Here is a 14,011-nt window from a genome sequence, read left to right as displayed (position 1 = left end):
ATGAGTGAGGTCGCACAGATCTGCTCGGACCTGATCAGGTTCGACACCACCAACCCCGGCTCCGGCGAGCGTCCGGCGGCCGAGTACGTCGCCGGGCTGCTGTCCGGCGCCGGCATCGAGCCGGTCGTCTTCGAGTCGGCCCCGCACCGCACCAGCGTGGTCGCCAGGATCCCCGGCGACTCCCCGGAGGCCCTGCTGATCCACGGCCACCTCGACGTGGTCCCCGCCGAGCCCGCCGACTGGCGGATCCACCCGTTCTCCGGCGAGATCGCCGGCGGCTGCGTCTGGGGCCGGGGGGCCGTGGACATGAAGGGCACGCTGGCGATGACGCTCGCCCTGGTCCTCGACTGGGCTCAGCGCGGCGTCCGGCCCGGCCGGGACCTGGTGCTGGCGTTCCTCGCCGACGAGGAGTCCACCGGCGAGTACGGCGCGCGCTACGCGGTCACCCGTCACCGGGAGCTGTTCGACGGCTGCACCGAGGCGATCAGCGAGTCGGGCGGCTACAGCGTCCAGGCGCGGGACGCGCGGATCTATCCCGTCGCGGTGGGCGAGCGCGGCACCGCCTGGATGCGGCTGACCGCCCGCGGCGTCGCCGGTCACGGCTCCCGCCCGCCGGTGCACAACGCGGTCGCCGAGCTCTGCCACGCGGTCTCCCGGATCGCCTCCCACCGCTGGCCGGTACGGCTGACGCCCGCTGTCGCCGCGCTGATCGACGCGCTGGAGGAGATCCTCGGCGAGCGGATCGACAGGGACCGCCTGGAGGAGGAGGCCGACCGGATCGGCCGGGCCGGCACCCTGTTCAAGGCCCAGATCCGCAACTCGGCCAACCCGACCATGCTGGAGGCCGGCTACAAGGTCAACGTGGTGCCGGGTTCCGCCGTCGCACACGTGGACGGCCGGTTCCTGCCCGGACTGCGCGAGGAGTTCCTGGAGACGATCGACCGGCTCCTCGGCCCCGGGGTGACCCGGGAGTTCGTCAATCTGGAGGACGCCCCCTCCGCGCCGCTGGAGGCCCCCTTCTTCGACCGGCTCTGCGCCGCGCTGAGGAGCGAGGATCCGGCCGCACGGCCGGTGCCGTACGTGATGTCGGGCGGCACCGACGCCAAGTCCTTCGCCGACATCGGCATCGCCGGGTACGGCTTCGCTCCCCTGATGCTCACCCCCGACCTCGACTACTACGGCATGTTCCACGGCGTGGACGAGCGGGTCCCGGTCGAGGGCCTGGAGTTCGGCGTGCGTGTCCTGGACCGCCTGCTCGCCGGGGCGGCCCCGGCCCGGTGATCCGGGCCGGGCCGGTTCTCGCCGGGGGTCACCCGGCGCAGGCGAGGCGGCCCAGCGAGACTCCGGCCAGCTCCGGCACGAGCTCGAACCAGACCGTGTTCATCCCGGCCTCCCTGACCAGTCCCCACCGGTGGGCCAGCGCCTCCAGCAACGGCAGGCCGCGGCCCCCGGTGCCCTCGGCCGAGGCGCGGCACAGGCAGGGCGCCTCCGCCGAGCCCTCGTCCTGCACGCAGACCCGAACACGGGCGGGTGAACAGGAGATCGTGAGGATGAACGCCCCGCCCTCGCCCGACCGTGAGTGGATCACCGCGTTCGTGGCGAGCTCGCTGGTCAGCAGGACGCAGTCGTCGTAGAGCGGATGGCCGCGGCCCAGGGTCGCCGAGACCAGGCGGCGGGCTCGCCCGACCTGGTCGGGCGAGCCCGCCAGGCGGAGGACCCGTTCGGTACTGTCGTACTCCTCGTCGTACTCCGGCACGTCGTTCATCCGACCCTCCCGATGGTGTCCGCGCCTCTGGAAGACGCGGGCCCCGGGAAATGAGATGTCTCGAAAAAGTAGGAATGCGATCGCCTGCCGGACAGGCAGGTCGGGCTTGCCGGGCGGGCCTCCGCCTGCGTGCCCGCACCTGCCGCCACGTGCGGTTTATCCCGTCACACCCGGTGCCAACGGGCCTCGAAGAAACAGTAGACCGCGAACAGCAGCAGGCCGACCGCGACGACCACCAGCAGCCCCGATCCCAGAGGGGTTTCCGCCAGCGAGCGGAGCGTGGAGTCGATGCCCTTGGCCTTGTCCGCGTCGTAGGTGACCGCCGCCTGGACGACGAAGACGCCGGCCGCCGCGGCGATCACGCCGCGGGCGAGGTACCCGGCCATGCCGAGCCGCCTGGCGATCGAGAGCGCCTGCGGGGACATCTCACCGGTCCGCAGGTCCTCCAGGAACTTCTTCTTCCAGCCCTTGTGCACCCAGTACGCGCCCAGGCCGATCAGGCCGAGCCCGATCAGGCCGACGAGGAGCTGCCCGCCGGGCAGCTTCATCAGGGCGGCGGTGATGTCCTGGGAGTGCTGGTCGGTCGAGCCCCCGTGGTCACCGCGGAGCAGCAGGCCGAGCAGCGTGGCCGTGACCAGCCCGTAGACCGCCGTGCGCGCCGCCGACTCGACCCGGTCCTTGGTCCGGCCGCGCCCGATGACCGCCTCGGAGAGCTGCCAGACGGTCAGCGCGGCGAAGCCCACGGCCATCAGCCACAGCAGCACCACGCCGAACGGCTGCTGCTCGACCATCTCGATCGCGCCGGTCTTGTCGGCTTCCTTGCCCCCGCTGCCGAGGCCGAGGCCGATCTGCAGGGACAGGAAGCCGATCAACCCGTACAGGACGCCGCGGCAGGCCATGCCCAGGCGGGCCAGCCGGTCCAGCGTCTGACTGTTCGCCGCCCGGCGGGCGGCGCCTTCCACCTGAGCACTGTTCATAACGTGGCCCCTTACCGGTCAAACACCGGACAAACCTGCCACGACACGAGGGTGATCTCCGGCGGACCGGGCAGAGGGACCTGTTCAGCCCGGCAGCGTGTCCAGATGCCGCAGGATGAGCCCCTCGCGCAGCGCCCAGGGGCAGACCTCCAGCTCGTCGACTCCGAACAGGTCCATGGTGGCGTCGGCGACGATCGCACCGGCGGGCAGCTGCCGCACCCGCCCCTCCGAGACGCCCGGCAGCCCCGCGCGCTCGGCGACGCCCATCTCGGCCAGCCGTCCGGCCCAGCCGGTCAGTGCGGAGTGCCGGAGCGTCCGCCGGACGTTCGGGCCCTCACCCGACGGCGCGGCCCCGGCGATCCGGGCCAGTTGCTTGAACGTCTTCGACGTCGCCACGGCGTGGTCGGCCTGGCCGTATCTGGCGATGTTGCCCACCGAGCGTGCGATCTCCGCCCGCACGTGCCTGCGCAGCGCCCTCACCTCGTCGGGCGGGGGCGGGTCGGCGGTGAACCAGCCCCGGGTCAGCCGTCCGGCGCCCAGCGGGAGCGAGATCGCCACGTCCGGCTGCTCGTCGATGCCGGAGGCGATCTCCAGCGAGCCGCCGCCGATGTCGAGCACCAGCAGCCGCCCCGAGGACCACCCGAACCACCGCCGCACGGCCAGAAAGGTCAGCGTCGCCTCGTCCTGGCCGGAGAGGACCTGGATGTCCACCCGCGTCTCGTCCTTGATCCGCCCGAGCACCTCCTCGCCGTTGACCGCCTCCCGCACCGCCGAGGTGGCGAAGGCCATGAGGTCCTCGACGCCCTTGTCCTCGGCGATCCGCAGGGCCTCCTCGACGCACTCGCGCAGTCGCGCGGCCCCGTCACCGGAGAGCCGGTCGCCGTCCTCCATGTGCTCGGAGAGCCTCAACTCCACCTTGTGCGAGTAGGCCGGCAGCGGCCGCGCCCCCCGGTGGGCGTCCATGACCAGCAGGTGGACCGTGTTGGAACCGATGTCGAGAACGCCCAGTCGCATGGATCGAAGTTACTACTCCGCCGGAGCCGATCTGCCCGGGGCACGGCGGTGCGCCGTCCCCGCGGGCGGCGTCATTCCGGTTCGCCGACGCCCTGCCCCCGCAGGCGGGCCCGGACCCGGTCGACGGCACCGTGCCAGGCGGGCGTCTCACGCTCGTCGTCGAACCAGCGGGCCACCACGATGTCGGTGGACGAATGCAGCAGGATCGACAACACGATCGTGACGGCGACCAGGGTGAACACCTGGTCGGCTGCGGCGATGCCCGCGTTGAGGACGATCAGCCCGTAGACCACCGAGGCGAAACCCTTGGGGCCGAACCACATGACGGCGGTCACCTCCCTGCCGCTGAGCCCGGAGCCGATGAACGACAGCCAGATGGCCAGCGGACGGGCCAGGACCAGAGCGAGGATCGCGAACAGCCAGCCCTGCCAGCCGACGGCGCCCAGCAGGGCCGGAGAGATGAGCGCGCCGAAGACCAGAAGCGCGGCCAGCTTGAGCAGCTCGGCGATGAGCTCGCCGAAGTGCTCGAATGCCTCGCGCTGCCGCTCGCCGAAGGTCGCCACGGTGATCCCGGCGGAGAAGGCCGCCAGGAACAGGTTGCCGTGGGTGACCTTGCCGAGGGCCAAGACCAGCAGGCCGATGGCGACGGCGTTGAGCGGCTCGTAGGCGGCCGAGGCCGAGAACCAGCGGGTGCGCTCCAGCATGACGGCGGCCCACGGCACCGCGACGCCGATGAGCACCCCCAGCCCCAGCTCCAGGGCGAGCCCGCCCAGGTGCAGGTCGCCGGAGCCTGCCGCGACGGCCAGGAAGACCATGACGAACGGGAGCGCCAGGCCGTCGTTGACGCCGGACTCGACGTTCAGCAGCTGACGCAGGCGGGGTGGGACCCGCTCGTTGCCGACCAGCGCGGCGGCGAACACCGGGTCGGTGGGGGCGAGGATCGCCCCGATGAGGAGGGACTCAACCCAGCCCAGCCCCACCACGTAGTGCGCGGCCAGCGCGGTGATGACCAGGGTGAGGGGCAGACCCCAGCCGAGGGCCCGGCCGGGCAGCCGCCAGGCGCTGCGCAGGTCCGCCCAGCCCACCCGCATGCCGTCGGTGAACAGCACGGCGAACAGCGCCAGCTCCGCCAGCATGGCGACCACGGGGTCGTCCGGGGTGAGCGGGAGGACGCCGCTGACCCCCTCACCGAGGACGAAGCCAGCCAGCAGGAACAGTGCCGCGGTCGACAGGATCGTCCGGTGGGCCAGGCTGGACAGCAGCACGGCCAGCAGGAGCAGCGCGGCGAAGGCGAGCAGCAGGGTCACGGGAACTCCGAGCGGGTGGACGGTCACGAAGGAAACCGCCGACCAGCCTTCCCGGCACACCGCTGACCACCCTACAAGCCCGCTCGCCGACGCCATCACACCGGGCGTGCGCGGGCGCCGGGCGGAGAGCCGCCGGGTGAGGGCCCCAGCGCGGGCGCGGCCCGCGGGCCGCGCCCGTTCCTCGTCGAGCCGGACGGCCCCACACGGGTGTCAGAACCCCTGGGCCAGGCGGTAGTAGGCCTGGTTCCAGCGGATCTCCTTGGTGAACTGCCGGGTCGTGGTGTCGGCGTCGATGACGAGCAGTTCGACGCCGAGCATGTCCGCGAAGTCGGCCAGTTCCTCGGTGCCGACGGCGGCCGACAGCACGGTGTGGTGCGGTGCTCCGGCCGTCAGCCACGCCTCGGCGGAGGTGCGCAGGTCGGGGCGGGGCTGCCACACCGCGCGGGCCACCGGCAGGTTCGGCAGCGGCTCGGCCGGGTTCACGACGTCGATCTCGTTGGCGACCAGCCGGAACCGCTCGCCCATGTCGGCCAGGCCGACCACCACGGCCGGGCCGGGCTGGGCGTCGAAGACGAGCCGGACCGGATCCTCGCGGCCGCCGATGCTCAGCGGGTGGATCTCGCACGAGGGGGTGCCGGCCGCGATGGTCGGGCAGACCTCCAGCATGTGGGCGCCGAGGATGAGCTCCTGCCCCGGCACCAGGTGGTAGGTGTAGTCCTCCATGAACGACGTCCCGCCCTCCAGCCCGGCGGACATCACCTTGAGTGTGCGCAGCAGCACCGAGGTCTTCCAGTCGCCCTCGCCGCCGAAGCCGTACCCGTCGGCCATGAGCCGCTGCACGGCCAGGCCGGGAAGCTGGCGCAGACCGCCGAGGTCCTCGAAGTTCGTGGTGAACGCGCCGAAGCCGCCGGCCTCCAGGAAGCCGCGCAGGCCCAGCTCGATGCGGGCCGCGTAGCGCAGCGAGTCGTGCCGCTCGCCGCCCGCGCGCAGCTCGGGCGCCATCTTGTAGGCGTCCTCGTACTCCTGGACGAGCGCGTCCACCTCGGCGTCGGCCGCGGCGTCGACGGCGGCGACCAGGTCGTTGACCCCGTAGGTGTTGACCGAGACCCCGAAGCGCAGCTGCGCCTCGACCTTGTCGCCCTCGGTGACGGCCACGTCGCGCATGTTGTCGCCGAACCGGGCCAGCTTCAGCGAGCCGACCTCGGCGCGCCCGGCGGCGGCGCGGGCCCAGGCGCCGATGCGCGCGACCACCGACGGGTCCTCCACGTGGCCGGCGACGGTCTTGCGGGGCACTCCGATCCGGGACTGGATGTGGCCGAACTCGCGGTCGCCGTGGGCGGCCTGGTTCAGGTTCATGAAGTCCATGTCGATGGAGTCCCACGGCAGCGCCATGTTCGCCTGGGTGTGCAGGTGCAGCAGCGGGGTGCGCAGCGCGTCCAGCCCGGCGATCCACATCTTGGCCGGGGAGAAGGTGTGCATCCACGCGATCACTCCGGCGCACGCGTCCGCGGCGTTCGCCTCCAGGCAGACCCGCCGGATCGCCCCGGCGTCGGTGAGCACCGGCTTCCACACCACGGAGAACGGCAGCGCCCCGTCCAGGACCTCGGCGATCCGCCGGGACTGCTCGGCCACCTGGCGCAGCGTGTCCTCGCCGTACAGCCCTTGGCTGCCGGTCAGGAACCAGATCTCACGCGCTTCGGTGTTCAACGGGGACTCCTCTGTCCGTAAACGTTCTGGTAGCGGTCGTACAGGCTGTCGACGTCGCCGCTGGGGATGGGCAGCGGCTCGCCGAGCTGCCGGGCGATGTGCACGGTGCGGGCGACGTCCTCGCACATCACGGCGGCCTTGACCGCCGCCTTCGCCGTGGCGCCGATCGTGAAGACCCCGTGGTTCTGCATCAGGACCGCCGGAGACCGGTGGCCGGTCAGCGTGGCGACGACGCCCTTGCCGATGTCGTCACCGCCGATCAGCGCGAACGGCCCCACCGGGATCTCGCCGCCGAACTCGTCGGCCATGGCGGTGAGCACGCACGGGATCGCCTCGCCGCGTGCCGCCCAGGCCGAGGCGTAGGTGGAGTGGGTGTGCACGACGCCGCCGACGTGCGGCATGGCCCGGTAGACGTAGGCGTGGGCGGCGGTGTCGCTGGAGGGGGCGAAGTCGCCCTCGACGAGGTTGCCGTCCAGGTCGCACACGACGATCGCCTCGGGGGTCAGGTCGTCGTAGGAGACGCCGCTCGGCTTGATGACGAACAGGTCCTCGCCGGGCACCCGGCCCGAGACGTTGCCGGCGGTCCAGGCGACGAGGTTGTTGCGGACCAGTTCGGCGTGGAGGGCGCAGACGCTCTCCCGCAGCCGCCTCAGTGCGGAGCTCATGCGGTCACCTCGTTCCGCAGGGCGCGCAGGCGGCGCAGGACGTCGTTTCCGGCGGGAGCGCCGGCGGGGCTGTCATGGGGGTGCTCTCCTCGTCCGAAGTGGTCGTGCAGGCGGCGGTACTCGGCGTACAGCCGGTCGTAGACGGCGGCGCGTCCGGCGTCGGGGGTGTAGGCGGCCTCGGTGCGCTTGCCCATGGCCGCCGCGGCGGCGGTGATGTCGGGGTAGGCCCCGGCGGCGACGGCGGCGTGGATCGCCGACCCGAGGGCGGGGCCCTGCTCGGAGCCGATCACCGAGATGGGGCGGCGCAGCACGTCGGCGTAGACCTGCATGAGGAAGCGGTTCTTCAGCAGGCCGCCCGCGGCGACGAACTCCTCGACGGGCACTCCGGCGGCCTCGAACGTCTCCACGATCACGCGGGCGCCGAAGGCGGTCGCCTCGATGAGCGCCCGGTAGGTGTGCTCGGGGCGGGTCGCGAGCGTCTGGCCGACGATGACGGCGGACAGGTCGTGGTCGACCAGGACCGACCGGTTGCCGTTGTGCCAGTCGAGCGCGACCAGCCCGTGCTCGCCGGGCCGCTGCGCGGCGGCCAGCTCCGTCAGGTGCTCGTGCACGCTGCGGCCCAGCCGCTCGGCCTCGCGCTCGTAGGAGCCGGGCACGCAGGTCTCGACGAACCAGCCGAAGATGTCGCCGACGCCGGACTGGCCGGCCTCGTAGCCCCACAGGCCCGGCACGATCCCGTCGCGGACCACCCCGCACATGCCGGGCACCTCGGCGAGGGTCTCCGACGACATGACGTGACAGGTGGAGGTCCCCATGATGGCGACCATCCGGCCGGGCCGCACGGCGTCGGCGGCGGCGGCCGTGACATGGGCGTCGACGTTGCCGACGGCGACCGCGATGCCCTCGGGGAGCTTGGTCCACTCGGCGGCCTCGGCCGTCAGGCGGCCCGCCAGGCCGCCGAGTGGAGCCAGTTCCCGGCCGAGCTTGCCGGTGAAACCGGCGAGGGCGGGATTGAGCCCGGCCAGGAAGTCGTCGGACGGGTAGGCGCCGTCCTGGTGGATGCCCTTGTACCCGGCGGTGCAGGTGTTGCGGGTCTCCACGCCGGTGAGCTGCCAGACGATCCAGTCGGCGGCCTCGATCCAGCGTTCGGTGCGGCCGTACACCTCGGGGTCCTCCTCCAGGACCTGGAGGGCCTTGGCGAACTGCCACTCGGAGGAGATCTTCCCGCCGTAGCGGGGCAGCCAGGCTTCGCCCCGCTCGGCCGCCAGGGCGTTGATGCGGTCGGCGTGCGGCTGCGCGGCGTGGTGCTTCCAGAGCTTGGGCCAGGCGTGCGGCCGGCCGGCGAACTCCGGGAGCTCGCAGAGCGGGGCGCCGTCGGCGGTGGCCGGCAGCACGGTACAGGCGGTGAAGTCGGTGCCGATGCCGACGACCTGCGAGGGGGAGATCCCGGCCTGCGCCACCGCTTGGGGCACGGCGTGGCGCAGCACCTCGCGCCAGTCATCGGGTGACTGCAGCGCCCAGTCCGGCCCCAGCCGCGCGCCGGTGCCGGGCAGCCGGTCCTCGATCACGCGATGGGCGTACTCGTGTACGGCGGTGCCCAGCTCGGCGCCGTCCGAGACCCGCACCACGACGGCGCGGCCGGACAGCGTGCCGAAGTCGACGCCGACCACGTAACGCTCGCTGTTAGCGTTCACAATTTCTCCAGGGTCAAAAGGGGTTCACCGGGTACGGGCCGATGCGGTCACCCGCGGCGGGCCCGGGCCCGCCCGGTCAGGTGCGCCGTGCCGAGATGAGACGTTGCAGCAGGATGAAGACGAACAGCAGCAGGCCGATGAAGATCTTGGTCCACCAGGAGCTGAGCGTCCCCTCGAAGCTGATGACCGTCTGGATCAGGCCGAGGACGAGCACGCCGAGCACGGTGCCCAGCAGGTACCCCGAGCCGCCGGTCAGCAGCGTGCCGCCGATGACGACCGCGGCGATCGCGTCCAGTTCCATGCCGACCGCGTGCAGGCCGTACCCGGAGAGCATGTAGAGCGAGAGCAGCACGCCGCCGAGCGCGGAGCAGAAGCCGCTCACCGTGTAGACCGCGATCTTCGTCCGGGCCACGGGCAGGCCCATCAGCAGCGCCGACTGCTCGCTCCCGCCGGTCGCGTAGACGTTGCGCCCCAGCCGGGTGTAGTGCAGCACGTAGGCCGCGACGGCGACCACCGCCAGGGCGATGACGACGCTCGGCGAGACGAACATGTCGCCGGGCAGGTCGATCCGGGCCTGGGCGAGGGCGGTGTAGGTCTCGTCGGTGATCGGGATCGAGTCGGTGCCGATCGTGTAGCAGAGCCCGCGCGCCAGGAACATCCCGGCCAGGGTGACGATGAACGGCTGGATCTCGAAGTAGTGGATCATGCAGCCCATCACGAACCCGAGCACCGCACCGATGAGCAGCACCAGCGGGATCACCAGCAGGGGCGGCCAGCCCTGGCCGGTCACCAGGCTCGCCGAGATCATCGTGGAGAGCGCGACCACCGAGCCGACCGACAGGTCGATCCCGCCGGTGAGGATCACGAAGGTCATGCCGACGGCGACGACGAGCAGGAAGGCGTTGTCGATGAAGACGTTGAGCACGACCTGTCCGGAGGCGAACCCCTCGTAGCGGATCCCGCCCACGGTGAACATCGCGACGAGCAGGCTCGCCGTCGCCAGGACGGGGATGTACTTGCGCCGGTCGCCCAGCCGCCCGAAGTCCCCACCGGCTGCCTTGCCGGGCTTACCGGGCTTACCGGGCTTGCCGGTCACGAGAATGTCCTGGCTCATGCCGGCACCCTCACCTTCTCGTCGGCGCTCGCAGGTGCCGCTCCCGGGCGGCGCCTGCGGAGGTGGAACGCCTTCTCGCGGAAGGCGGCGGACTGCAGGAGGCACACGACGGTCACCACGAGCGCCTTGAACAGCAGCGTGGTCTCCGGCGGGATGCCGATGGAGTAGATCGTGGTGGTCAGCGTCTGGATGATGAGCGCGCCGATCACGGTGCCGCCGAGCGAGAACCGGCCACCCGCCAGGGAGGTGCCGCCGATCACGACGGCGAGGATGGCGTCGAGCTCGATCCACAGGCCCGCGTTGTTGCCGTCGGCACTGGAGACGTTCGAGCTGATCATCAGTCCGGCGATGCCCGCGCACAGCGCGCAGAACGCGTAGACCGTCACGATCAGCCCGCGCGAGCGCAGGCCCGCCAGCCGGCTCGCCGTGGCGTTGCCGCCGACGGACTCGATCAGCAGCCCGAGGGCGAGCCGCCGGGTGAGGAACGCGGTGACCGCGAGCACGGCCGCCGCGATGAGCACGCCGAACGGCAGGGTGAGCCAGTAGCCGCCGCCGATGAGCTTGTAGGGGTCGCTGTTGACCGTGACGATCTGGCCGTCGGTGATCAGCTGGGCGAGGCCCCGGCCGGCCACCATGAGGATGAGGGTCGCGATGATCGGCTGGATCCCGATGCCCGAGACGAGGAAGCCGTTCCACACCCCCAGAGCCAGGGAGAGGCCGAGCGCCAGGCCGACGGCGGCCAGCACGCCGCCCGCGCTCTGCTGGTCGGCCAGGCCGCTGACCCACAGGCAGGACAGGGCGCCGGAGATCGCCACCACCGAGCCGACCGACAGGTCGATGCCTCCGGTGGCGATGACCAGGGTCATGCCGGTGGCGACGAGGATCAGCGGCGCGCCGAACCGGAAGATGTCGATCAGGCTGCCGTAGAGGTGGCCGTCCTTCATCTCCACGGACAGGAAGCCCGGGGTGAACAGCAGGTTGGCCAGGAGCAGCAGGGCGAGGACGAGCGCCGGCCAGAACAGGCGGTGCCGGAGCGCGGCGGCCGGCCGGCCCGCCCGCGGGTTCCGGGGCGGGGAGGTCACGGGCGCGTCCCCGGTGGGGGCGGTCATGCTCGGCCTCCGCTCGCGATGGTCTCCATCAGGACTCCGGTGGTCAGGTCGTCGTCGTTGGGCAGCTCGGCCACCAGCCGCCGGTCCCGCAGGACGCCGACCTTGTGGCTGAGCCGGAGCACCTCCTCCAGCTCGGCGGAGATGAAGAGCACGGCCATGCCCCCGTCGGCCAGGGAGGCGACCAGCCGCTGGATCTCGGCCTTGGCGCCGACGTCGATGCCTCTGGTGGGCTCGTCGAGGATGAGCAGCCGGGGCTCGAGGATGAGCCAGCGGGCGAGCAGCACCTTCTGCTGGTTGCCGCCGCTGAGGTTCTTCACCAGGTGCTCGGGGTTGGCCGGGCTGATCTTCAGCGCCTCGATGTACCGGGCGACCAGCTCGTCCTGCCTGCGGCGCGGGATCGGCCGGGACCAGCCCCGGGTGGCCTGGAGGGCCAGGACGATGTTCTCCCGGACGGTGAGGTCGGGGATCAGTCCCTCGGCGCGCCGGTTCTCCGAGCAGAAGGCGATCCCGTGTGTCATGGCGACGCGCGGGGTGCGCAGCGTCGCGGGCGCGCCGCCGACCGACAGCTCGCCGGTGGCCGCGTGGTCGGCGCCGAACAGCAGGCGGGCCACCTCGGTGCGGCCCGAGCCCAGCAGTCCGGCCAGGCCGACCACCTCCCCCTCGTGGATGGTGAGGGTGAACGGTTCGACGGAGCCGGGCCGGCCCAGTCCCCGTGCCTCCACGAACGGCCGCGAGCGCTCGACCTCGGCGAGCTCCTTGGGCTTGTCGTCGAGCTCCTCCAGGTCGGCGAGCTCCCTGCCGATCATCTTGCCGACGAGCTCGACCTGGCTCAGCTCGCTGGTGAGGTACTCCCCCACCAGCCGGCCGTTGCGCAGCACCGTCATGCGGTCGGCGATCTCGTAGACCTGGTCGAGGAAGTGGGAGACGAACAGGATCGCGATCCCCTCGTCCTTGAGCCGCCGCATCACCCGGAAGAGCTGCGCGACCTCGCCCGCGTCGAGGCTGGAGGTCGGCTCGTCGAGGATCAGCACCCGGGCGGAGATGTCGACCGCGCGGGCGATCGCGACCATCTGCTGGATCGCCAGCGAGTAGGACGACAGGGGCGCCGACACGTCCAGGTGGATGTCGAGCCTGGCCAGGAGCCCCGCGGCGCGGTGGCGCATCTCCTTCCAGCGGATCCGGCCCAGGCGGCGCGGCTCGCGGCCGATGAAGACGTTCTCCGCGACCGAGAGGTTCGGGCAGAGGTTGACCTCCTGGTAGACGGTGCTGATCCCGGCCTGCTGCGCCTGCAGGGGGCTGCCGAAGGCGACCGGCGTCCGGCCCAGGGTGATCTGGCCGGCGTCGATCTCGTGGACTCCGGTGAGGACCTTGATCAGGGTCGATTTCCCGGCGCCGTTCTCACCCATCAGGGCGTGCACCTCGCCGGGGAGGAGCCGGAAGTCGACGCCGGTCAGGGCCTTGACGCCGGGGAACTCTTTGCAGATCCCGCTCATCTGCAGGATCGGGGCGGGTGCGGCCATGAGGCGTGCCTTTCCTCGGTTTCCGCTGCGGGGAGGGCCGCTCCGGAGTGCGAGCCCGGAGCGACCCCACCGCTGTCAGTACTGGCGGCTGGGCAGGGCCTGCTTGGCCTGCTCCTGGGTGAACGTCGTCTCCTCGGTCTCCACGCGGGTGGGCACCTGCTCGCCGGCGGCGACCTTCTTGGCGAGGTCCATCAGTTGCGGGCCGAGCAGCGGGCTGCACTCGACGATGTAGTTGATCTTTCCGTCGGCCAGCGCCTGCATGCCGTCCTTGACCGCGTCGACCGTAATGATCTTGATGTCCTTGCCCGGCACCTTGCCCGCGCCCTCGATCGCCTCGATGGCGCCCAGGCCCATGTCGTCGTTGTGGGCGTAGAGCACGTCGATGTCCGGGTTGGACTTCAGGAAGGCCTCCATGACCTCCTTGCCCTTGGCGCGGGTGAAGTCGCCGGTCTGCGAGGCGATCACCTTGAACTTGGGGTCGGCCCCGATGACCTCGGCGAATCCGGCCTTGCGGTCGTTGGCGGGGGCCGAGCCGGTGGTGCCCTGCAGCTCGACGATGTTCACGGTCTCGGTGGAGTCCTTGTACTCCTCCACCAGCCACTGCCCGGCCTTCTTGCCCTCCGCCACGAAGTCGGAGCCGAGGAAGGTCTTGTAGAGGCTGGTGTCGGCCGAGTCGACCGCGCGGTCGGTGAGGATCACCGGGATGTTCGCGTTCTTGGCCTCCTTGAGCACGGTGTCCCAGCCCGACTCGACGACCGGCGAGAAGGCGATGACGTCGACCTTCTGCTGGATGAAGGAGCGGATCGCCTTGATCTGGTTCTCCTGCTTCTGCTGGGCGTCGGAGAACTTCAGCTCGATCCCGGCGGCCTTGGCGGAGTCCTGGACGGACTTGGTGTTGGCGGTACGCCAGCCGCTCTCCGCGCCGACCTGGGAGAAGCCCATGGTGAGCGTGTCGCCGCCGCCGCCTCCCGAGCTCGCCGGTCCCGATCCGCCGCTTCCGCAGGCGGCCATCGTCATCACGGTGGCGCCGACCAACAGCAGCGCCGACATCCTCTTCAACACAGTGGGGGGTTCCTCTCTTGTTGTGAGCGCTAACATCGCTGGTGCGACCTCAGCGCCACCCTTTCCTCTGTACGACC

The 14,011-nt window shown here is 71.5% G+C and carries 12 protein-coding genes; 1 reads left to right on the top strand and 11 read right to left on the bottom strand.

The window, feature by feature from the left end; genetic code table 11:
- Entirely contained in the window at nucleotides 1–1,281 is a 1,281-nt protein-coding gene (locus tag HS041_RS18735; RefSeq protein ID WP_196441940.1) for a M20/M25/M40 family metallo-hydrolase, read from the top strand.
- Nucleotides 1,282–1,309: 28 nt separating this feature from the next.
- Here HS041_RS18735 and HS041_RS18730 read toward each other — a convergent pair whose 3' ends face one another.
- From HS041_RS18730 to HS041_RS18680, 11 genes are all read right to left on the bottom strand, one after another.
- A complete protein-coding gene (locus HS041_RS18730) occupies nucleotides 1,310–1,765 on the bottom strand; it encodes an ATP-binding protein (protein ID WP_196441939.1) in 456 nt (151 codons plus the stop codon).
- A 164-nt stretch (nucleotides 1,766–1,929) separates the two neighbouring features.
- Nucleotides 1,930–2,742, bottom strand: coding sequence for a DUF1206 domain-containing protein (locus HS041_RS18725; protein WP_196441938.1), 813 nt, complete (start codon nucleotides 2,740–2,742; stop codon nucleotides 1,930–1,932).
- A gap of 84 nt (nucleotides 2,743–2,826) precedes the next feature.
- Complete coding sequence (locus HS041_RS18720) at nucleotides 2,827–3,756, bottom strand: Ppx/GppA family phosphatase (protein WP_196441937.1); 930 nt, start codon at nucleotides 3,754–3,756, stop codon at nucleotides 2,827–2,829.
- Nucleotides 3,757–3,827: 71 nt separating this feature from the next.
- Nucleotides 3,828–5,063: a cation:proton antiporter gene (locus HS041_RS18715; RefSeq protein WP_307845358.1), complete on the bottom strand. Its 1,236-nt coding sequence runs from the start codon at nucleotides 5,061–5,063 to the stop codon at nucleotides 3,828–3,830.
- 210 nt (nucleotides 5,064–5,273) lie between these two features.
- Nucleotides 5,274–6,770: an L-arabinose isomerase gene (gene araA / locus HS041_RS18710; RefSeq protein ID WP_196441935.1), complete on the bottom strand. Its 1,497-nt coding sequence runs from the start codon at nucleotides 6,768–6,770 to the stop codon at nucleotides 5,274–5,276.
- Nucleotides 6,767–7,435 (bottom strand): L-ribulose-5-phosphate 4-epimerase, encoded by a 669-nt coding sequence (locus HS041_RS18705; RefSeq protein ID WP_196441934.1) that lies wholly within the window; start codon nucleotides 7,433–7,435, stop codon nucleotides 6,767–6,769. The genes araA and HS041_RS18705 overlap by 4 nt, the downstream gene beginning before the upstream one ends.
- Nucleotides 7,432–9,129, bottom strand: coding sequence for a ribulokinase (araB, locus tag HS041_RS18700; protein WP_307845357.1), 1,698 nt, complete (start codon nucleotides 9,127–9,129; stop codon nucleotides 7,432–7,434). Before araB ends, HS041_RS18705 begins: the two co-directional genes overlap by 4 nt.
- Nucleotides 9,130–9,205: 76 nt before the next feature.
- The gene (yjfF, locus tag HS041_RS18695; protein ID WP_230879122.1) at nucleotides 9,206–10,243 is read right to left on the bottom strand and encodes a galactofuranose ABC transporter, permease protein YjfF; all 1,038 of its coding nucleotides are present in this window, start codon (nucleotides 10,241–10,243) and stop codon (nucleotides 9,206–9,208) included.
- Nucleotides 10,240–11,352 (bottom strand): ABC transporter permease, encoded by a 1,113-nt coding sequence (locus tag HS041_RS18690; protein ID WP_196441933.1) that lies wholly within the window; start codon nucleotides 11,350–11,352, stop codon nucleotides 10,240–10,242. Before HS041_RS18690 ends, yjfF begins: the two co-directional genes overlap by 4 nt.
- Nucleotides 11,349–12,872, bottom strand: coding sequence for a sugar ABC transporter ATP-binding protein (locus HS041_RS18685; protein WP_196441932.1), 1,524 nt, complete (start codon nucleotides 12,870–12,872; stop codon nucleotides 11,349–11,351). The genes HS041_RS18690 and HS041_RS18685 overlap by 4 nt, the downstream gene beginning before the upstream one ends.
- A gap of 75 nt (nucleotides 12,873–12,947) precedes the next feature.
- The gene (locus HS041_RS18680) at nucleotides 12,948–13,934 is read right to left on the bottom strand and encodes an ABC transporter substrate-binding protein (protein WP_196441931.1); all 987 of its coding nucleotides are present in this window, start codon (nucleotides 13,932–13,934) and stop codon (nucleotides 12,948–12,950) included.
- Nucleotides 13,935–14,011 lie beyond the last annotated feature (77 nt).

This window comes from Planomonospora sp. ID67723 (assembly GCF_015711605.1).
GTDB lineage: Bacteria > Actinomycetota > Actinomycetes > Streptosporangiales > Streptosporangiaceae > Planomonospora_A.
Note: the sequence above shows the minus strand (reverse complement) of the source record. Positions and strands in the feature narration are given on the sequence as shown.

Bases quoted from the DNA above. Each gene is read 5' to 3' on its own strand.
- HS041_RS18720 (WP_196441937.1), bottom strand. From the start codon at position 3,756: ATGCGACTGGGCGTTCTCGACATCGGTTCCAACACGGTCCACCTGCTG.
- HS041_RS18735 (WP_196441940.1), top strand. From the start codon at position 1: ATGAGTGAGGTCGCACAGATCTGCTCGGACCTGATCAGGTTCGACACC.
- HS041_RS18725 (WP_196441938.1), bottom strand. From the start codon at position 2,742: ATGAACAGTGCTCAGGTGGAAGGCGCCGCCCGCCGGGCGGCGAACAGT.
- HS041_RS18705 (WP_196441934.1), bottom strand. From the start codon at position 7,435: ATGAGCTCCGCACTGAGGCGGCTGCGGGAGAGCGTCTGCGCCCTCCAC.
- HS041_RS18730 (WP_196441939.1), bottom strand. From the start codon at position 1,765: ATGAACGACGTGCCGGAGTACGACGAGGAGTACGACAGTACCGAACGG.
- yjfF (WP_230879122.1), bottom strand. From the start codon at position 10,243: ATGAGCCAGGACATTCTCGTGACCGGCAAGCCCGGTAAGCCCGGTAAG.
- HS041_RS18690 (WP_196441933.1), bottom strand. From the start codon at position 11,352: ATGACCGCCCCCACCGGGGACGCGCCCGTGACCTCCCCGCCCCGGAAC.
- HS041_RS18685 (WP_196441932.1), bottom strand. From the start codon at position 12,872: ATGGCCGCACCCGCCCCGATCCTGCAGATGAGCGGGATCTGCAAAGAG.